We start from the raw sequence: 21,008 nt of genomic DNA, 5'->3' as shown, positions 1-21,008 counted from the left end.
GATTAGCCTCCTAGTCTTTAACTGCCTTCGTTGATTTAGGTAAAATTACGTTGAGTATAATGCCTGCTAATGCCGCTAATGCCATGCCTTCTATTTGCAAGTTAATACCTGTACTTTTTAAATCCAGCATTAAATTACCAATGCCAATTACTAGTATCACAGATGCGATAACTAAATTACGATTTTGTGCAAAGTCGATTTCACTTTCTACTAACATTCTCAAGCCACTTGATGCGATGATTCCAAACAAGAGTATGGAAACACCACCCATAACTGGTGTCGGTATTGATGAAATAATTGCTGTAAATTTACCTACAAAACCTAGTACTATTGCAATAACTGCTGCACCACCAATAACATAAATGCTATAAATTTTTGTTATTGCCAGTACTCCAATGTTCTCACCATATGTTGTACTTGGTGGCCCGCCAATAATACTAGCAAACATTGTCGATACACCGTCGCCGATAATTGATTTATCTAAGCCAGGATCTTTAAAGAAGTTTTTACCTACAATTTTATTAATTACCATTTGATGGCCAATATGTTCACTCACAGTGACAAAGACAATCGGTATCATAATAAGGATTAAGCCTAAGTGAAATGTAGGTGTATAATCTTTGAATGGTAAATAAATATCAGGAATCGCAAACCACTTTGCTTGCGCAATGGGCGCAAAATTAACAATTCCCATAAATGCCGCTACTACATAACCAGTCACAATTCCTATTAAGACAGGAATGAGTGATAAAAAGCCTTTGAAATAACCTTGAACCACAACGGTAACTACAAGCGTAATCATTGCTACTATTAAATAATTTAAGTTATACCCCTCCATAGCATTCGAATTTTCAAACATCGCCATATTTACTGCTGTAGGAGCTAAACTTAATCCAATGACCATAATTACAGGACCAACTACTACAGGTGGGAGCAAATTCATTAACCAGTTGGTACCACTGATTTTGATAAATAGGCCTATAATGACGTACATTACCCCACTCATGAACAAAGCAACTAACATGTCTCCTAAATTGTGTGCTTTTAAACCCGAAATGATTGGAGTAATAAAAGCAAAACTAGATCCTAAATAAGCCGGTATCTTTGCTTGTGTTATTAAGATATATAATAATGTGCCAACTCCTGAAGCAATTAACGCTGCTGATATTGGCAATCCGGTTAAGAACGGGACAAGTACTGTTGCTCCAAACATTGCAAAGAGGTGCTGTGTACTTAAAAACGCCCACTTTCCTAATTTTGGCCTATCTCGTACATCTAACACTGGTTTAGCTGTACGTTCAAACATCATGTCATTTTCCATTTTTAATTCGCTTCCCTTCAAAAAAACTCTTTACATGAATTCATGTAAAGAGACGTCAAAGGTATACAAAGTAATTTAAATAGCGTTTAACTGCCAACAGTTATACCTATACTAAATTTTGTTTGTATCAAGTGAGCCGCTACTTAATCGCGACTCACTTCCTTTTCCAGTCTCTCGTACTGAATTAAAAGGTCTATTTAATTATTACTGCATTTTGCTCATCGATTTCATCTACAAATACTTCTACATCTTCATGACGTGCAGTAGGTATATTCTTGCCAACAAAATCTGCTCTTATTGGCAGTTCACGATGTCCTCGATCAACTAAGGTTGCTAGACCAATTTTTTTAGGTCGAGCATGTTTAAGTACTGCGTCTAATGATGCTCTCACAGTTCGGCCTGTGTATAATACATCATCAATGATAATTACTACTTTATTCGTAATATCCACGTCAATTTCATATGACTTTTCAGTCATAGTCGTTGAAACTTGTTCTAAGTCATCTCGAAATTGCGTAATATCAATTGTACCAGTGGGAACTTGTATATTTTCAATTGAGTTAATTTTTTGTTGTATGCGGTTTGCTAAAAAAGCACCACGTGTTTTAATTCCAAGTAATATTAGATTATCTGTGCCTTTATTGTATTCTAATATTTCATGTGCAATTCGTGTTACTGTTCTTTGTATCGCAGCCTCATCCATAATAACTCGTTCTGCCATGTTATATACTCGCCTCCTCGTGTTTTCAAAAATAACTAGCGCTTCAATGATACAAAAAAACCTCACATCTTCATTGAAGACATGAGGTTTAGATATACAGTCTGACACGCGAACGCTGGACGGCTTACCCGCCGGTAGCTCTTTCTTCACGTAGTCCACTACAAAAGTATGATAACTCCTGTAATATATAGAATATTATGCTCTATTCCAACTATATTTTCATATCTTCGAAGCCTCTCTGGACTTTCAATTAAAGATGAACGTTTTCTTTTTAAACTGTCATTAGTTTAACCCACTAGTTATTTTAAGTCAAGCGACTATATTAGAATTCTATTTATTCAAGTTAATTTTCACGCTGTAGATACTACTGTTAATTAAGATTCTACTTCTTCTAATTCAGTTAAAATTTCATTAAAATATTGTGGCAATGGTGCTTCTTGCTCAATGTATTCTTTTGTTATCGGATGCTCAAAACCAATAACTCCAGCGTGTAATGCTTGTCCACCAATATCCATCGTTTTTCTAGGACCGTATTTAGTGTCGCCAACAAGTGGGAAACCAATATATTTCATATGCACACGTATTTGATGTGTACGTCCTGTTTCCAATTGACATTCTACTAAAGTATAATTTTTAAAATGCTTTTTGACATTGAAATGTGTGACCGCTTCTTTTCCGTCGTCTACAACATCCATTGCTTGACGATCATTTTTATTACGACCAATTGGTGCATCTACAGTACCGTAATCATGTGGAATATTGCCATGTACTAAAGCTGTATATTTACGTGTCACTGATTTATCTACGAGTTGGTCTACTAAGCCTCGATGAGCAATATCATTTTTAGCGACCATTAATAAACCCGATGTATCTTTATCTATTCGGTGAACAATTCCAGGACGAACCTCGCCATTGATACCTGATAAATTTTTCATCTGATACATCAACCCATTTACTAGAGTTCCTGTATAATGACCAGCTGAAGGATGCACTACCATACCTTTAGGTTTATAGACTATCGCAACATCATCATCTTCATAATAAATATCTAAGTCTAAATTTTCTGGTTGTATGTCTGCCTCTACGACTTCTTTTTCAGTTACTTCAATCGTATCATTCATCTTCACTTTATAATTTGATTTAACCTCTTTACCATTAACACTAATAAGCCCATCCTTAATCCAATCTTGCATTTGTGTGCGTGACCAATCAGCATTAAATTCAGGTAATACTTTATCTATACGTTGCCCGGCTGATGCTGGACTATCTATAACAAATTCATGTCTATCCATATTAATAATACTCCTATCATTCCTTATTTATATCTGTTAATAGAGCTATAATAATCAAAATAACTCCTATTGTTAAACTAGAATCGGCCACGTTAAAAATTGGAAAATCATACCCTAAAATATAAGTATCTATAAAATCTACCACTTCTCCATGTAGCACACGATCAATAAAATTCCCTAAAGCGCCAGCAAATAATAAACTTAGTGCAAGTTGCATAAACAAATTATGTTTGGCTTCTCGTATATAGAACACTATCAACACAACTAAAATAATAACTGTAACAACATAGAAAAAGCCCATTTTCCCACTTAAAATGCCCCAAGCTGCTCCGTCATTACGATGTGAAGTAATATTTAAAAATCCTGGCAATACTTCTACTGAATCACCTATCTTCATTGAAGTGGCAATAATATACTTCGTTAACTGATCAATAATAATTATTAAAAAAGTAACTGTTAACGATAATCCAACATAATACTGACGTTTCATGATCGTTCCTCCTATTTCACCTTGCTGTACAACATCTTTCATTATAGCTTACTCGTTAGTATAAAAAAAGTTCGAGTTGTCACAACACAATTAATTATTTTTCAAAAATCTACTTATGTAGATGTTGTAAAATGATAAGTATTGCTAAAACACATTTTACATAGCTAGTGTGAACCAACTAATTAACAGTTGCTAACTATACTACATGACCATATTTTCATTCTGATATTCTTAAATAACACTAAAGTGAAACACAGTATCAACAGCTCATTTTCATGTTGTCATTTTACCTTTAGCTGATTAAACCTGTACAATATCCCATCAGGACCTTGTAATTGCTTATGAGTTGTTTGAGGATTATGCATATCAATACACGCTAAACCATATGTTTGCTCATTGTTCATACGTTTAATATGAGAATTCCAATTATTTAATACTAAATGTTGTTGCTGATTACTATTTTCAAAATATAAAGCGTCTTCTGTTTCTCTAATCATTGCGCTCATACCAAAATAATCTTGATAATATTGCTTAACAGCATTTATACCTATAGTTTTGATATTAACATAGCCAATTTTAGCTAAATCTGGTATATGTTGCCACTGTTCCTGTGAAACATGTGTCATAAGTTGTGAAACATCAATTGGCTGGATGCCATGGTTATGTTCTTTTTCATTGGTACTAATTGGCTTAATATTTTGATTTGCAACATAAAACTCTAACCCGTTATGTTCAGGGTCTTCTATATATAAGGAAGTTGCAAATCTATGCTCTCCACCATTCATTGGAATATGATATTGATTTAGCTGTACTAGTAAATCCGCAAGTTCACTATATGAGAACAGTTCAATGGCTAAATGAAATAAACCTGCTTCTGATTGCAAAGGTTCTCTACCTGCTGCAAGTTGTTTAAATATAATAAAATGATTGTGTTGGCCTATCTCATAACGTACTTCAGTATATGATTCATTTACTATATTTAAGCCCAGAACTTCTCCATAAAACCATTTCATCAAAGCCTTATCTCGAACATTTAAAGTAATGCCATTAATAAAATGGTCTTTTACGTTTTCAGACATATGAAACACCTTTCTACAAATCTATTTCATTAATTATACTTTATTCATTTATAATGACAAAATAAAAAAAACTGGGGACGCTATAGAAACCAAATAACAATCATTTGATTTCATATACGCGTCCCCATTAACATTGATTGCATTGTTCACAGTGCAAAATATCAACCTATTGTGCACCTAAACAATCACTTTCGTCGTTATATATGTTACATAAGCTATTTATCAGTCATTCATTTTTAGTTTGTACAGTTTTAAATTAAAGTTTTCACAACTTCTTGACAACGTGGACAGAGATTTTCTAATTTTCCTACGTTACCTAATTCTGTACTATAATTCCAACAACGTTCACATTTTTCACCTTCAGCATGTTCGATGCGAATATCACCGTAAGGGTATGATGTACCGTTGTCAACTTGGTCTACTACTTCTGCTTGAGAAGTAATAAACAATTGTTCAAGATCCGTAAATTGATTTAGGAATGAAGTCACATCAAATTGGGCATTATTACCAATAATAACTTTAGCCTCTAACGATTTACCAATAACTTTGTCATTTCGTGCCACTTCTAACGCACGGTTCACATCATCGCGTAATTTCATAAAAGTATTCCATTTTTCTAATATTTCCTGGTTTACTTCTACTACTTCAGGCATACGCGTTAAATGTACGCTTTCTTCTTTAACGTGAGGAATATGTGACCATACTTCTTCAGCTGTATGCGCTAAAATTGGTGCTAACAATTTCGTCATGTCGACAATAATTTGATATAGCACTGTTTGCATACTACGACGTTTATGTGCATCTTGAGCTTCAATATATAAAATATCTTTACCATAATCTAAATAGAAGTTACTTAGTTCAACGTTGATAAAGTTTTGTACTTCTTGATAGATATCTAGATAATCAAAGTTGTCATAATGCTCAATTGTACTAGCTGTAAATTCACGTAAACGGTTGAGTAAATACTGATCAATTTCTAATAATTCTGTTTCTGGTAATGCATCCGTTTCAGGATTAAAATCATTCACATTACCTAACATAAATCTTAGCGTATTTCTAATTTTACGATAAACGTCAGAAGTTTGTTTTAAAATTTCATCAGAAATACGAACGTCTGCCAAGTAATCAACACTACTTACCCATAAACGAGCAATATCCGCGCCTTTTTGTTTTACAATTTGATCTGGCACTATCGTATTTCCTAATGATTTACTCATTTTTTTACCTTCACCATCCATAACGAATCCATGGGATAGCAACATTTTGTATGGTGATTGTGCTCTTGTAGCAACTGCTGTAGTGATTGATGAATTAAACCAACCACGATATTGGTCACTACCTTCAAGATATAAATCTGCCGGGAATGATAGTTCTGGTCTAGCTTCTAATACGCCACGATGTGAAGAACCAGAATCAAACCACACATCCATAATATCCGTTTCTTTAGTAAATGTGCCATTAGGGCTACCTTCATGTGTAAAACCTTCTGGAAGTAAATCTTTAGCTTCACGCTCAAACCATACATTTGAACCATATTGTTCTACTAAATCAGCCACATGATTAACTGTCTGTGTTGTGATTACAGGTTCGCCATTTTCTGCATAAAATACAGGTAATGGTACACCCCAAACACGTTGACGTGAGATTACCCATTCACCACGATCACGAATCATATTGTAAATTCTTGTTTTACCCCAATCAACTTTGAAGTGTGTATCTTCAACAGCTGCCAAAATGTCTGAGCGCACTTTATCAATAGATGCAAACCACTGAGGCGTAGCACGGAAAATAACTGGTTTCTTCGTACGCCAGTCATGTGGATAACTATGAGTGATAAATTCTAATTTTAATAATGCATGCTTCTCTTTCAATAGATCTGTAATTTCTTTGTTAGCTTTATCATAAAATAAGCCTTCAAATTGTCCAGCTTCTTCAGTGAAAACACCTTTATCATTAACTGGGCTAATAACAGGTAGATTATATTTTTGTCCGACAATATAGTCATCTTCACCGTGACCAGGTGCTGTATGAACACATCCTGTACCAGCATCTGTTGTAACATGCGTACCATTAATTACTACAGAAGTGCGATCCATAAATGGATGTTGTGCTTCAACATATTCTAATTCAGAACCTCTAAACTCTTTTTCTAACTCAATCTCATTTTCATCCCACTCAAGTTGGTTCACAACGTCTGAGATTAAATCTTTCCCAACAATGTACTTCTCACCATTAACTTTATATTGAGCATAAGTTAAATCAGGATGCACTGTAATTGCAACATTTGAAGGCAATGTCCATGGTGTAGTTGTCCAAATAATAAATTTTGCATCATTATCTACAATGCCTTTACCACCTTTCACATCAAACGCTACATATATAGAAGCTGAACGTTTATCATGATATTCAATTTCGGCTTCTGCTAATGATGACTCACTTGAAGGTGACCAATAAACAGGTTTTTTACCTTTATAAATTAGTCCTTTATCTGCCATTTCACCGAATAAACGTAACTGAGCAGCTTCATATTCTGGTTTTAAAGTAATATATGGATTATTAAAGTCACCTTTAACACCAAGACGTTTAAAGTCTTTTTTCTGTAATTCAATTTGTTCTAATGCGAATGCTTCACATTTTTTTCTGAAGTCAGAAATAGACATTTCTTTACGTTTAACACCTTTTTTCGCAAGTGCTTGTTCAATAGGTAAACCATGAGTATCCCATCCTGGCACATATGGTGTATAGAAACCTTGCATTGTTTTATATCTAGTAATGATATCCTTTAAAATTTTATTTAATGCATGGCCCATATGCAAGCTACCATTAGCGTACGGTGGTCCATCATGTAGAATATATGAAGGATTTCCTTCATTTTGTTGTAATGCTTTTTGGTATATATTTTGTTGATCCCATTGCTCTTGAATTTTCGGCTCTTTATTCGGCAAACCGCCACGCATTGGAAAAGCCGTTTTAGGCATCAATAATGTTTCTTTATAATCCATTTTCTTCACTCCTCATATTCACTTTAAATTTTAGAACTAAAAAAGAACTCTAAGTTCAATTAACAGGGACGATTTAACCGCGTTACCACCCTGATTAACTCAACTTAGAGTTCTCTCGTTATAATTATGAAACTGTGCCATATAGTGATATAAACAACCGGTATATATTAGGCTCACACTATCCCTAATTCGCTGTGATATACGTATGGTTATTTACGCGTCTATATAGTATTTGTAATTATTTAGATTCACTATCTGATGATTGATTATTATTATCTTGTGCCGCTTTTTGAGCTTTTTCAGCTTCTGTTAAATCATTATCATGCAAATGGTTAATATTTTCTTCTGTAACTTGTTCTGAATCCAAATCGTAGTTTAATAAATAGTCCCAATCTTCATTTTTTAATAAATCCAATTGCGCTTCAACTAGCATACGGAAACGAGATCTAAATATTTTAGATTGTCTCTTCATATCTTCTGTTTGGAATGACAAACGACGTGCCTTTTCAATAGCATCATTAACAATTTGATTTGCTTGTCCTTGTGCTTTTGATATTGTTGCTTCTGCTTCTTTCGTAGCTGCTGCTTTTGTTTCTTCACCAGCATGTTGTGCTTGCACTAAAGCGTCACTTACAGATTGATGTACTTCTTTATAAGAATTAATATTAGTTTCTTTATCATCGATGACTTTTTCTAATTGTTGTTTATCTTCTTTTAATCGTTCTATTTCATTACTTAATTGTTCTAAATAACTTTCAACTTCAGTAGGTTCTAAACCATTTTTCACACGTGTAAATGTTTTATTTTTAATTTCATTTGGTGTAAAAGGCATGGGATATCCTCCTTCTATACTACACTATTTTAGTTAATTCAAAAATATGTGTCTACCATTTCTTTCAATATTTTATTGTGTTTTTAAGACACTTTTATTATACATTATTTAAAAAGAGTTTTGTAACTGATGCGTACTTTATCTTTTTTTGTTTTGCCGCCGATTTCGACAACGACCGCTCTGCCATATCCTTGAATTGATAGTAAATCTTCTTGTGCTAATTGAAAATCACTAGCATCAATTATAGTATGATTCACTTTGACTCTCTTCTTATCAATAAGTTGTTTGGCTATAGTTCTAGATTTACGAATCATTTCTTTAAGTACGACATCCAATCGTAAACCACTCACCGTTGTTTCAAAATATTTCCATTGCTCATTAGATTGTATCATATTTGTCAGTGGAATAGTATTAAGTTTTACTGTAGCACCTTTGATACGCGTAAGTTCTAATATAATATAAGATTCTAGTTGTTTTGTCAAAACAAACTGTATACGCTCATTGACAATGATATCACCTAATTGTTCACGTTCTATTCCCAATGACATTATAGTGCCTAAGATGTGTTGATGTTGTAACGTTACAAACTTTTGCGGGTAGTCAATCTCGATTAGCACAATATCAAAATCGTCTGCATTAGGTTCAAAATAAGTAGGTGCAATAATGGCACGTTGTCTTTCTGCTTGATTGCCACCATAAAAATGAACATCTAAATCTTCAAAGCTTCCCACGATGACTTTTAAAATATACTGCCCTCTCGGATCTAAGAAATGTGTTAATACAGGCGCATATTGTTCGTTTGCTTGTTGGCATTTATCGAGTAACATATCGATAATTGCCCGTTCCTCTTGTCGAAAATGTTGATAAATATCTATTTTAGTTCACCCCTAACAACGATATAAAGCACCTAACGTCTTAAACGACAGGTGCTTTAACATTACTAAATATCTAATATGTACTTCGTTTGAACGTTAAGCCAAATTACTAATGATTAAGTTAAATATATTGGCTAAACCTCTTTGAAATAGTACAAGTGCTATAATAGCTACAATTGATGAAATATCAATAAAACCGATTGGTGGGATGATTTTCCTAAAAGGCTCTAAAAATGGTTCGTATATTTTTGATAAAAATTGGCCAAATTTATTTTCTCTAGCATTAGGAATCCATGACATAAAGAAATAGACAATCATTCCGTAATAATATATTTGTACTACGATTAATATAAAATTAAAAATAGTAGCTAAAAGTCCAATATCCATAATTTTCTAACCTCTATTCACCTTGTTCCATATTTTCAATATGGTCCGTAATACTACCAGCTACTTCTACATTATCTGGTGTACATAAAAAGATGTCTGAGCCGACACGTTGAATGTCTCCACCAATTGCATATACCGTACCACTTAAGAAATCGATGATACGTTTTGCAGACACCTTATCAATACGTTGTAAATTCACAAGAGTAGCTCGGCGATTTTTAAGTTCATCAGCTATATCTTGAGTGTCTGAAAAAACACGTGGCTCAAATAAACACATTTTTGAACTTTCTTGTAAATAATTGTGATTACCTTGGTCTTGATTCATATTAACAACATTCCTTGTATTGTTTTTCGGTGAATTGTGGTTCACTTGATATTTACGTTCATTTGACCCATTTTGCTGTCTTGAAGATTGTTTTTTAGGCACTGATTGAATTGCACGTGCGCTTTCTGTATTGTCATATTTAGGTTGTTGTGCTTGTTCATTAAAGTTAGTCTGAGCCTGTGCTTGCTTTTGTTGTCGTTGATTCTCGTTTTCTTCTACTGGTGGCGCCTCTAATTCTTCATCCTCTTCTTCAACTACGAAAAATCCGTTAAATAAGTCCTTTAAAGCCATCGGGCTCACTCCTCTTTTCCTACAAGTTTAGTCCCAATTCGCACAAATGACGCACCTGCTTCTGCTGCAAGTTGATAGTCATTACTCATTCCCATTGATAATTCTGTACAGGGCGCATATGATAAATTGAGCGCTTGAATTTCTGATTGTTTCTCTTTTAATGTGTTAAATAACTGTCTAATGTAGTCAACATCACCTGTTAGAGGTGCCATTGTCATTAAACCAACAACTTCTATATTGTCATATTCTTTAATAGCCTCGATAAAATCATTAATTTCATTGATAGTTATGCCTTGTTTAGATTCTTCCTCGGAGACATTAACTTGAACAAAACATTTTACTTTATGCTCTGCTCGTTTTTGAATTTCTTTAGCTAATTTCAAACGATCTAACGCATGAAAATAATCCACTTGATTAATAACTTCTTTTACTTTTCGTGTTTGAAGTGTACCAATAAAATGAAATACTGCGTCGTCAGGTAAAGCATTTTGTTTCGCTAGAAAACCTTCAACACGGTTTTCTCCAAAGTGTCTTAAGCCTGCATCGTAAGCTTCATTAGCACGGTCTATTGTAACATATTTTGTAACAGCAATCACGTTAGGTTGTGTGGAAATTCCTGCTTTCTTTATTGATGTATCTAATTCAGTTTTTATTGTGTCATAATTTTGTTGTACATTCACTGTATTACACCTCTTAATTTACTGTCCAATAAATGCTAACATCCGACCAGTTTTTCCTTGTTCAACTCTATACGAGAAAAACAATGATAAGTCTTCAGAAGTTGCATAATTAGTAATATAAATATTAGCTTCTGGGACGCCAGCATGCATTAATAATAATTTGTTCGCTTGTTTCAAATCGATACCATATCGATCTTCAGCTCTAAACTCGATATAATCTTCACTTGGGATAGCTAAAGTATCAAATTTTGATTTAATATCTTCATTAATTTCATATGAATTTGAGGTAGCAGGCCCAATGACTATCGATAATTCTTGTAAATCAAAATCAATCTTTTTAATTACTTCAATAACGATTTCGCTCACTGTACCTCTCCAACCAGCATGCGCTAACGCAATAAAGTTGTTTTTTGCACTATAAAAGTAAATAGGTACACAATCAGCATAACACATCGTCAGTAAGACATCCGAATCATATGAATACATAGCATCAATACCATGTAATGCATCTGTTAATTCATCAATATTAGTACCGCGCTGTGACTGTGTAATATGTGCGACACGATTTTCATGTGTTTGAATTGGAAAGACCCATTGTTCACGTGGATAGTTGATAATTTCTGCTAATTGTCGTTGATGTTGCGTCACATTATTTTGATCATCATCAATATATCTGGCCATATTAAAGGCATTTTGAGGGTATGGACTGATTCCTTGTTCTCTAGTGGTAATACCAAGAGTGATATTGTCGATATTTTGCGGTTTATACAATAAAACATGATTATACTTTTCAAATTTTTCCGTCATGTTTCAGTCCTCCAAATGATTAATCATTATGTTTTATTAAATACATAGTATTCAGTTGTCTAACTATATGAAAAATGTCACCAGATCTCTGGATCTGATGACATTATAAAATGGTTAAGTTGATTCTAATTCCCTACCATTATTAACAGATAATCACAGTAATAACTTTAATTATCTTCTTGTTCTTCTAGAACGTCTTTCTTCTCTATTTCTGATGAAGCTTGGGATGTCATCTTCTTTTGTTGTATGACTTCTACCTTCACTTGATGACTCAGAAGATTGTGTTGATTGTGATGATTGAGCTGAGTTAGAAGCAAATGAATCATCTTTTGCTGAGCTAGTAGCACTTGAACCAAATCCAGTATTAGAAGCTTTACGTGCTTGAACTGATGGTTTGTCTTCGAAACCAGTAGCAATAACAGTAACTACAATTTCATCTTGTAATTCAGGATTAATAACTGTACCGAAAATCATATTCACATCTTCATCCGCTGCATCTTGTACAATATCAGCTGCTTCTTGTGCTTCGAATAATGATAGTGATTCGCCACCAGTAATATTCATTAACACACCTTGAGCGCCTACAATTGAAGTTTCAAGTAATGGTGAAGAAATAGCTTTTTTAGCTGCTTCAACTGCGCGATTTTCGCCAGAAGAAACACCAATACCCATTAATGCTGAACCTTGGTTAGACATGATTGTTTTAACGTCTGCAAAGTCAAGGTTTACTTCACCTGATACAGCGATTAGATCAGAAATACCTTGAACACCTTGTCGTAGTACGTTATCTGCTTCTTTAAAGGCTTCCATCATTGGTGTTGATTTATCAACGATGTCTAATAAACGGTCGTTTGGAATTACGATTAATGTATCGACAGCAGCTTTCATAGATTCAACACCTGCTGCAGCTTGTGTTTGACGTTTACGTCCTTCGAAACCGAATGGACGAGTTACAACACCTACTGTTAACGATCCCATTTCTTTAGCAATTTTAGCTACAACTGGAGCAGCACCAGTACCTGTACCGCCACCCATACCAGCAGTAACGAATACCATGTCAGCACCTTGAATCGCGTCTTCAATTTGTTCGCGTGATTCTTCAGCAGCTTTTTTACCAATTTCAGGGTTAGCACCAGCGCCTAAACCACGAGTTAACTTTTCACCAATTTGAATCTTAGATTCTGCTTTTGATAAGTTTAATGCTTGTCCGTCTGTGTTAATTGAAATAAATTCAACGTTATTCATTCCATGGTCAATCATACGGTTTACAGCGTTATTACCGCCGCCCCCTACACCGATGACTTTTATTGTCGCTAAATGATTAAATCCTTGTTCAAATTCTAACATTTATATTTCCTCCTAGTTTTAATGGCCAATTAATCGAATAGAGATTTCATCAATTTTTTAAATTTACCTTCTTCTTTTTGTTCAGGCTCATGATTTTTGTTTTCGTATTCGTATGTATCGTCATTTTCAGTTGTACTATGTGACGATTCTGATGTTGTCGTTGTACTTGGTTCATCAGATACATATGATGGTTCATCATCTTGCTTGTTTGATTTTTTCTTAAACCAATCAAAACCATTTGATTTGGAAGCACTTTCTCTATTATCAGACTCGATTACTTCTTCTTCGAAATCTTCACTATCATGATTACTAATTGTAACATAATCTAATAATTCGTCGAAAGTAATGCTACTAGAAATAGTTGAAATTGCTGAAGAAAATTCAGGTTTTCTGATTCCCATTTGTGATGGTGTATGAATTCTAACTTTTTCACTTACCATGTCTTGTAGTAATTCTTTGACGCCGAGTAAGTTTGCAGAACCACCAGTGACAATGAAACCACCATTTACATTTGTTAATCCTAATTCTTGTAAAACATCAAATACACTAAAGAAGATATCTTCCATACGTGCTTCGATAACATCAGCTAAATCTTTTTGTGTATATTGGACGTCTTCTTCACTATCGATTTGGTCAACACTAAATACATCTTGATCTGAAGCTGAGTCAAAAAAAGCATGTCCGTATTGATGTTTGATTTTTTCAGCTGTTTCATGAGTTGTATTAAATGCTTCCGCAATATCTTCTGTGATGTCTCTTCCTGCCATTTGAACAGAGTCAGCATCAACAAGTTCGCCGCGCTCATAAAAGGCAATCTGTGTAATATCCTCACCGACATCAATTATACACGCGCCAAGCTCTTTTTCAGTTGCTGATAATACAGAGCCGTAATTATAAGCATCAGAATAAACATCTAATACATCGACTCCACATGACTCTACGCATTTAATCATATTAATTAAAATTGATTGTTGGATTGCGATTACGCCAGCTTCGACTTTAAGTGAATGTCTTGCAATTAATTCCTTAGGGTCAGAAACTTCATTATCACCATCTACAACAAATTTAATTGGAAAAGCGGTAATCACTTCTGTCTCAGGGACATCATTTTTTTCTCTAATGCCTTCTAATACAGACTCAATGTGCTCTCCTGTTAATTCAGTATCTTCATAAAATTCAATTTCATTAGCTTCATCATAAACTTCAGTACCGACAATCGGTAATTTTAGAAATACTTCTTTAATATCTACACCAGAAGCAATTGAGGCTTTTTTTATTGTATCTTTAATCGCTTGCTTAGCGATGTCAAAATCATCAATTAAGCCATTCTTAATACCGCTTGTGTAGGTTTGTCCTGTACCTATCACATTAATACCATTGTGAAATTTTTCGCCTACAATTGTTTTTACGCTTGATGAACCTATATCTATACTTACATAATAATGTTCCTCCATAGATAGGCACCTCCTGACAGTTACTTTCTATTTTACACTATGTTTAGTTTACAATACGTTGCGTAGCTTGTGAACTATAAACACATGTATTTGTCAAAATTTTTAATTAGTTTAGTCTGAATTCTTATTTATGTCATTTAACGCACTTTGTAATTCGTCTTTTGCTTTATCTTCTTTTGCGGTACCTTCTTCTAAATCCTTATCACTTTCTGACTCAGAATCATCAGATTGTGAATATGGTATAAATGAAGCACCTACAGACAAATCAATATATCCAGACTTTTTCAAATTACCAGAGTCATCACGTTCAAGTGATTGTGACATCTGAGGGTAATATTTCATTTTATTACCTATTGTATTAATATTTCCTATAATTTGAATATCATCCGTAGTAAATAACTTTATTTGATTCTTCAAATTAGATTTAGGATCATATTTGATTTCTGAAATCATCGCTCTAACTTTAGATGGCATTTCTGCTAAAGCCTTGATAATTTTCTCTTTTTTATCTTTCTCAAAACCTTCTAATATAGGTCCGTCATCCGTACTTGTGCCACTGTAATTTTTTAGTTCTTTACCATCTTCTAAAATAGGTACATATTTATCTTTCTTTTTAACCAACCCCACTACTTGATATTCAGTCACCTTAATCGTCATTGAGTTAGGAAAATGTTTTGTTACTTTAGCATCTTTAATTAACTTATGTTGTTTTAATTTATTTTCTGCATCTTTCGTACTAAAAGTGTACATCCTTGACTTTGAAGTGACATTGACCATTTTATCAATCTTACTTTTCGATACGTTATCATTCCCCACCACTTTGACATTATTAATCTTGCTCAGTGGTGTAAACATATAAAGTAAAATGATTATTATTATAAACAACAGTATCCCAAATATAACATATTGTATTTGTTTTTGTTGTTTTCGACGTCGTTCGCGCTTTTCTTTTAAGTATTCTGAGTCAAACTTCTTTACTTTATCAGCCAATATTCGTCACATCCTTTAAAAAGACGGTAATTGTGCTTTGAAACTATTGATGAATTTGTTGCCACGCTCTTCGAACGTATTATACTGATCCCAACTTGCACAAGCTGGTGATAACAAGACTACATCATTAGGTTCAATAATATCTTGAATTTTGTTGACTGCGTCTTCAACATCTATAGCTTTCACTACATATTTACCTTGGCTTTCTCCGAGTTTCACAAATTTATCTTGCGTTTCACCAAATGTAGCCATTACGCGAACATTATTCATATATGGGATAAGTTCGTCAAAACCATTGCCTCTGTCAAGTCCTCCACATAGCCAAATAATTGGTTGTTTAAAAGAATTGAGCGCAAATTGAGTTGCTAATGTATTTGTTGCTTTTGAGTCATTATAATACTTGTTGGTTTTATTTGAGCCAATATATTGTAATCTATGCTCAATGCCAGAGAATGTTGTTAAACTATCAATAATCGCATTTACAGGTACACCAGCCAATAATGCAGCAAGTACAGCTGCTAAAATATTTTCTAAATTGTGCTCTCCTGGTAACACTAAGTCATCCGTATGGATAATTCTAAATCCTTTGAACACGATATAACCATCTTTGATGTAAATACCTTCAACTTCTTGTTGCGTTGAAAAGTAGAATGTACGTGCTTTAACATTTTCTGATTCTATCAAATGGCGTTGTTGATAATTACAAATTAAGTAATCATTTTCATCTTGATTTTTATATATTTGTTTTTTGGCATTTTGATAATTTTCTAATGTTTCGTGATAATCTAGATGTGCCGAATAAATATTAGTAATTATAGCGATATGAGGCTTATATTGCTCTGTTCCTAGCAATTGGAAAGATGAAAGCTCTGTAACTAAATAATCCTGTGCAGTTACCTCTTGTGCCACTTTTGAGGCAACATATCCTATATTCCCAGAAATTCTACCAACTAACCTACTTTTTTGAAACATATCACCTATTAACGATGTCACAGTAGTCTTACCATTTGTGCCTGTAACACCAATAATAGGAGCCTCAGAAACCAAGTAACTTAATTCAACTTCTGTTAAGATCGTTAATCCTTTAGCAACTGCTGCTTCTAAAATAGGTGCAGTATAAGGTATGCCAGGGTTTTTAACGATGATAGGGTCATTATCTAACAATGTTAATGGATGTTCTCCACCAACTACCTTAATCCCTATATTTTCTAAATCTTTGGCGTGAGAGTCTTGTGTCAAATCTTTGCCGTCATTAACTACTACACGTGCACCCAATTTATTAAGCAACTTTGCTGCTTCGTAACCACTTTTTGCTAAACCAATGACTAAGACATCTTTATCTTCTAAACCTGTATATTTTAGCATTTTAGTGCACTCCCATCCATAATCCGATTAAACCTGTGATTAAACCAACTGTCCAAAATACTGTTACAACTTTCTTTTCATTCCAACCCACCAATTCAAAATGGTGATGTAATGGTGACATTTTGAAAATTCGTTTGCCTGTCAATTTGAAAGATGTTACTTGAATCATTACTGACAATGTTTCAGCAACAAATACAAATCCAATCAATAGTAATGATAATTCTTGATTTAATACAATTGAAATCGTAGCGAAAATACCACCAAGGGCTAAACTACCAGTATCGCCCATAAAGACTTTCGCAGGGTTCATGTTAAATGGCAAGAAACCAAGTAGTGCAAAAATCATAATTATACAAAATAGCCCAATTGAGTTTGCACCTTGGAAATACGCCATAATTGCAAACATTACAAATCCAATAATTGATAAACCTGTTGCTAATCCATCTAATCCATCTGTTAAGTTAACCGCATTTGAAAAACCAACTTGCCAAAAGACAATAAAAACTACGTAAGCAAGTGATAATGGAACTTCAATGCCTGTAAATGGAATATGGATGCCTGTAGAAAAACTAGTTAATTGGAATACTTGGCTTAATATGAAAAAGATAATCGCAATAGCAATCTGTGCTAAAAATTTCTGTTTACTCGATAAGCCTTGATTATTCTTTTTAACAACAATGATATAATCATCGATAAATCCAATCAATCCAAAACCAATTGTGACAAATAATAATAAAATGACCGGATTAGAATTATCCATGAATATAATCGCCAATATAGAAGTTACGATAATACTAATTAGGAATGTTAAGCCACCCATTGTTGGTGTTCCAGTTTTTTTCATGTGACTTTGAGGGCCTTCTTCTCTAATACTTTGACCAAACTTCATCCTTTTTAAGGTAGGTATTAAAACTGGTACTAATATAAATGTAATTAAAAATGCAATTATTGCGAGTAAATAAACCATCTTATTCTCCTTTTTATATATTATGGAATTGTAATATATCTCATTAACACCTAAAACAATATAACATGAGGAAAGAGGCTAGACAAAGGTACATATTAGGATAAAAAGCACCTAATATTAAACTTACCAAACTTTGTCTTGACCTCTTATTTACACCTCATTTATTTAAAGCTGTGTGTTAATTCGCTTTATTTATTTTGCTTCACTATCTACGTTTTCTGCTTCGAATTTCACTTCAATTTTATCATTTTTCTTAAGTTGCTGACCTTCTGATACAGATTGTTCGTTAACAAAGCCACTGCCTTTAGTTTCTATTTTTACATTTGCTAAACGTTCAAAAGCAATGACATCTTCTTTAGTCCAACCTTTCATATCTGGCATCGTAATGTTGCCGTTTGTTAATAGTAATACTTTACTATTAGGCAAGACTTCTTTATCAGCAGATACAGATTGTTTTTCAACCTTTTCTCCATCTCCGATAACGATAGGTTTCAATGACTTAGCATTAAGACTATCTTCTGCTTTTTGAACTGTTTTTCCTGAGACATTAGGTACTTTACTATATTTAACGTCTGACATGTCTTTTGTCTTCTTGTCATCAACATTTAAATATTTCAATGTGTTTTCCATAATTGGGTTAAATGCTTTGCTAACTCCCATTTCATATGCTTCTTGATCATTTTTTTGCGCTAAGCTCATACCTGCGTAAACAATTACCTCAGGATCATCTTTCGGCGCATCTCCGATAAAGCTTACAAAATAAGGATTTTCACCTTCGACATAACCGCCATTATCTGAATCGGCTACTTGAGCAGTACCTGTCTTACCTGCTACCTCATAGTCATCAATTCGATAATTTTTGGCATTACTTTTTTCACTATTAACAACTTTATCTAGTTCTTTACGAACTTGTTTTGCTGTTTTTTCAGTAATTGGTTTACCAGCTGTTTGCTTTTTACCTTTATAGTAAGTATCTTTTGTAACTGGATTTGTTACCGAATCAACGAACCATGGTTTCAGCATTTCTCCTTTATTTGTAAAAGCAGATTGCGCTTGTAACATTTGTACTGGTGTTACAGTTGTAGATTGTCCAAAGGCTGACGTTTTTTGTTGCGCTTCATTTTCCCACGCAATTCCACCTGTCGATTCACCATCAAACATACCGTTTGTACTTTCACCAAATCCAAATTTTTCATACCACGATTTCATTTTATCTGCACCAACTAAATCTTGTAAATGCATCATTAATGTATTAGATGAATAAGTAAATCCTAGAGACATTGGTATCTCGCCCCAACCAACTTTATTCCAGTCAGAGATTCTTGAGCCCATTATATCTCTATGTCCAGATTCATATTTTTTATTAGGATCGAATTTACCTTCCTGGATAGCCGCTGCTAAACCAAATGATTTAAAGGTAGAACCAGGTTCATAAGTGTTTTGATACAAATCATTTGCCCATTTCTCACCAAAGTTTTTACCTGTTTCAGGATTAAATGTTGGTCGTTGACTAAATGCTAAGATTTCACCTGTATCAGCATCCATAACTACCGCAAATAAATCTTTTGGTTCATAATGGTCAACCATTTTATCAAGTGCTTCTTCTACAAAGACTTGAATATTAGAATCAATGGTTAAATGCACATCATCGCCACGCTTCGGCATTTTTTCTTTCTTAGTATTAGGAGCTAAGTAACCCCAAATATCATGAATATATGACAATGAACCTTTTTGTCCTGATAAATAACTATCAAAGATTTTTTCTACACCCATCGCACCTTTTAGCTCTCCTGAATCTGGATCTTTTTGAGCAATGCCAAGAAGATGTGATGCGAAGTTACCATTAGGATAAAAGCGTTCAGTTTCCGGATACAATGTAATACCTGGCAAATTCATCTTTTCAATTTTTTCTTTTTCTTGATATGTTAAATCTGTTCCTTTTTGTCCAAATTCAACTTGGAAACTACCTTTTTGCTGTAGTCTTTTTTCGATATCTTTTGCAGATATATCTATCACTTCTGATAATTTTTTAGCTGTTTTCTTTTTATCTACAACGTGTTTAGGCTTGTCACTACCTTCACTTGCCTTTTTATCAACTACCGCTACTAATTTGTAACGTTCCACGTCTTCAGCTAAAATTTTACCATTACGATCATATATTTTACCTCTTTCGGGTTGCTGTTGCGTGTTTACTAAATATTTTTCGTTGGCTTTTAAAATTAAGTCCTCACCAGATGAGTGTCCGGTTAGCATGATATAAGAATACCTTAAGATTAACATAAAAAAGAGCAGCCCGAATCCAAGGATGAGTAGGACTGCCCCTATTTTATTTTGTTTTATTGGTATCTTAGGTATTCTGGGTTTTTTTAATTTAATTTTTCGCTTCGCCATTATTACGCACTACCTTTACATTGTCGTTCTTCAGGCTCATTCCTTCATCTTTAGCCTTGTCGTAAATGCGTTCATAAGAAGAGTTCTTTTTAATTTCAGATTCAATTGCGCTGTTCTCACTTGCTTGTTTTTCAATTTTTGTATCTAAATCTGCAATTTTACCTCGAGTATCATACGCATCCATTTTTAAAGATAGCATATATATACTTATCAAAGCAATAATTGTTATTAATCCTATGTATAACATTTTTTCAAACTTCGTTAATTGTACTACAACTTTCTTCTTTACCGTTTTGGTTTGTGGTTTTGTCGAGGGTTGTCTCTCAGGAGAATGTTGTTCTGCTTCATTATATGGTTCGTAAATTTTTTCTACAGCCACTCAAGGTTCACTC

General features: G+C 33.8%; 19 protein-coding genes. All 19 read right to left on the bottom strand.

From position 1 onward, the window contains the following. Positions 1-10 precede the first annotated feature (10 nt). Positions 11-1,321 carry a uracil-xanthine permease family protein gene (locus KA845_RS08950; protein ID WP_002510925.1) on the bottom strand — a complete coding sequence of 437 codons (1,311 nt, stop codon included), beginning with the start codon at positions 1,319-1,321 and terminating at the stop codon, positions 11-13. A 193-nt stretch (positions 1,322-1,514) separates the two neighbouring features. After that, entirely contained in the window at positions 1,515-2,042 is a 528-nt protein-coding gene (pyrR, locus tag KA845_RS08945) for a bifunctional pyr operon transcriptional regulator/uracil phosphoribosyltransferase PyrR (RefSeq protein WP_002510924.1), read from the bottom strand. Positions 2,043-2,416: 374 nt separating this feature from the next. Next, on the bottom strand, positions 2,417-3,334 hold the full coding sequence (locus tag KA845_RS08940) for an RluA family pseudouridine synthase (RefSeq protein WP_021458920.1): 918 nt from the start codon (positions 3,332-3,334) through the stop codon (positions 2,417-2,419). 16 nt (positions 3,335-3,350) lie between these two features. Beyond that, positions 3,351-3,824, bottom strand: coding sequence for a signal peptidase II (gene lspA / locus KA845_RS08935; RefSeq protein WP_002510922.1), 474 nt, complete (start codon positions 3,822-3,824; stop codon positions 3,351-3,353). A 281-nt stretch (positions 3,825-4,105) separates the two neighbouring features. Continuing rightward, a complete protein-coding gene (locus KA845_RS08930; protein WP_210127984.1) occupies positions 4,106-4,903 on the bottom strand; it encodes a VOC family protein in 798 nt (265 codons plus the stop codon). Positions 4,904-5,154: 251 nt separating this feature from the next. Further along, entirely contained in the window at positions 5,155-7,905 is a 2,751-nt protein-coding gene (gene ileS, locus KA845_RS08925; RefSeq protein ID WP_210127982.1) for an isoleucine--tRNA ligase, read from the bottom strand. 238 nt (positions 7,906-8,143) lie between these two features. Beyond that, complete coding sequence (locus tag KA845_RS08920; RefSeq protein ID WP_002510918.1) at positions 8,144-8,737, bottom strand: DivIVA domain-containing protein; 594 nt, start codon at positions 8,735-8,737, stop codon at positions 8,144-8,146. A 104-nt stretch (positions 8,738-8,841) separates the two neighbouring features. Next, positions 8,842-9,564 carry a YlmH family RNA-binding protein gene (locus tag KA845_RS08915; RefSeq protein ID WP_021458924.1) on the bottom strand — a complete coding sequence of 241 codons (723 nt, stop codon included), beginning with the start codon at positions 9,562-9,564 and terminating at the stop codon, positions 8,842-8,844. Between the two features lie 144 nt (positions 9,565-9,708). Further along, positions 9,709-9,999, bottom strand: a complete 291-nt coding sequence (locus KA845_RS08910) for a YggT family protein (protein WP_002510916.1) — start codon at positions 9,997-9,999, stop codon at positions 9,709-9,711. 13 nt (positions 10,000-10,012) lie between these two features. Then, a complete protein-coding gene (locus KA845_RS08905; RefSeq protein WP_021458925.1) occupies positions 10,013-10,615 on the bottom strand; it encodes a cell division protein SepF in 603 nt (200 codons plus the stop codon). 5 nt (positions 10,616-10,620) lie between these two features. Further along, positions 10,621-11,295, bottom strand: a complete 675-nt coding sequence (locus tag KA845_RS08900) for a YggS family pyridoxal phosphate-dependent enzyme (RefSeq protein WP_021458926.1) — start codon at positions 11,293-11,295, stop codon at positions 10,621-10,623. 18 nt (positions 11,296-11,313) lie between these two features. Further along, complete coding sequence (gene pgeF, locus KA845_RS08895; protein ID WP_210127980.1) at positions 11,314-12,102, bottom strand: peptidoglycan editing factor PgeF; 789 nt, start codon at positions 12,100-12,102, stop codon at positions 11,314-11,316. 171 nt (positions 12,103-12,273) lie between these two features. Beyond that, positions 12,274-13,449, bottom strand: coding sequence for a cell division protein FtsZ (ftsZ, locus tag KA845_RS08890; protein WP_002510912.1), 1,176 nt, complete (start codon positions 13,447-13,449; stop codon positions 12,274-12,276). Between the two features lie 29 nt (positions 13,450-13,478). Next, positions 13,479-14,903, bottom strand: coding sequence for a cell division protein FtsA (gene ftsA / locus KA845_RS08885; protein ID WP_002510911.1), 1,425 nt, complete (start codon positions 14,901-14,903; stop codon positions 13,479-13,481). Positions 14,904-15,014: 111 nt separating this feature from the next. Next, positions 15,015-15,893, bottom strand: a complete 879-nt coding sequence (locus tag KA845_RS08880) for a cell division protein FtsQ/DivIB (protein WP_021458928.1) — start codon at positions 15,891-15,893, stop codon at positions 15,015-15,017. Positions 15,894-15,908: 15 nt separating this feature from the next. Then, the gene (gene murD, locus KA845_RS08875; protein ID WP_021458929.1) at positions 15,909-17,258 is read right to left on the bottom strand and encodes a UDP-N-acetylmuramoyl-L-alanine--D-glutamate ligase; all 1,350 of its coding nucleotides are present in this window, start codon (positions 17,256-17,258) and stop codon (positions 15,909-15,911) included. Position 17,259: 1 nt separating this feature from the next. Then, positions 17,260-18,225, bottom strand: coding sequence for a phospho-N-acetylmuramoyl-pentapeptide-transferase (gene mraY / locus KA845_RS08870; RefSeq protein WP_002510909.1), 966 nt, complete (start codon positions 18,223-18,225; stop codon positions 17,260-17,262). 192 nt (positions 18,226-18,417) lie between these two features. After that, positions 18,418-20,616 (bottom strand): penicillin-binding protein, encoded by a 2,199-nt coding sequence (locus KA845_RS08865; protein ID WP_052032782.1) that lies wholly within the window; start codon positions 20,614-20,616, stop codon positions 18,418-18,420. After that, positions 20,597-20,995 carry a cell division protein FtsL gene (gene ftsL / locus KA845_RS08860; protein ID WP_021458931.1) on the bottom strand — a complete coding sequence of 133 codons (399 nt, stop codon included), beginning with the start codon at positions 20,993-20,995 and terminating at the stop codon, positions 20,597-20,599. The genes KA845_RS08865 and ftsL overlap by 20 nt, the downstream gene beginning before the upstream one ends. Positions 20,996-21,008: the final 13 nt, after the last annotated feature.

Origin of the sequence: Staphylococcus sp. GDX8P114P-2 (genome assembly GCF_017892945.1) — a bacterium.
In the GTDB taxonomy this organism is placed as follows: Bacteria; Bacillota; Bacilli; order Staphylococcales; family Staphylococcaceae; genus Staphylococcus; species Staphylococcus arlettae.
Note: the sequence above shows the minus strand (reverse complement) of the source record. Positions and strands in the feature narration are given on the sequence as shown.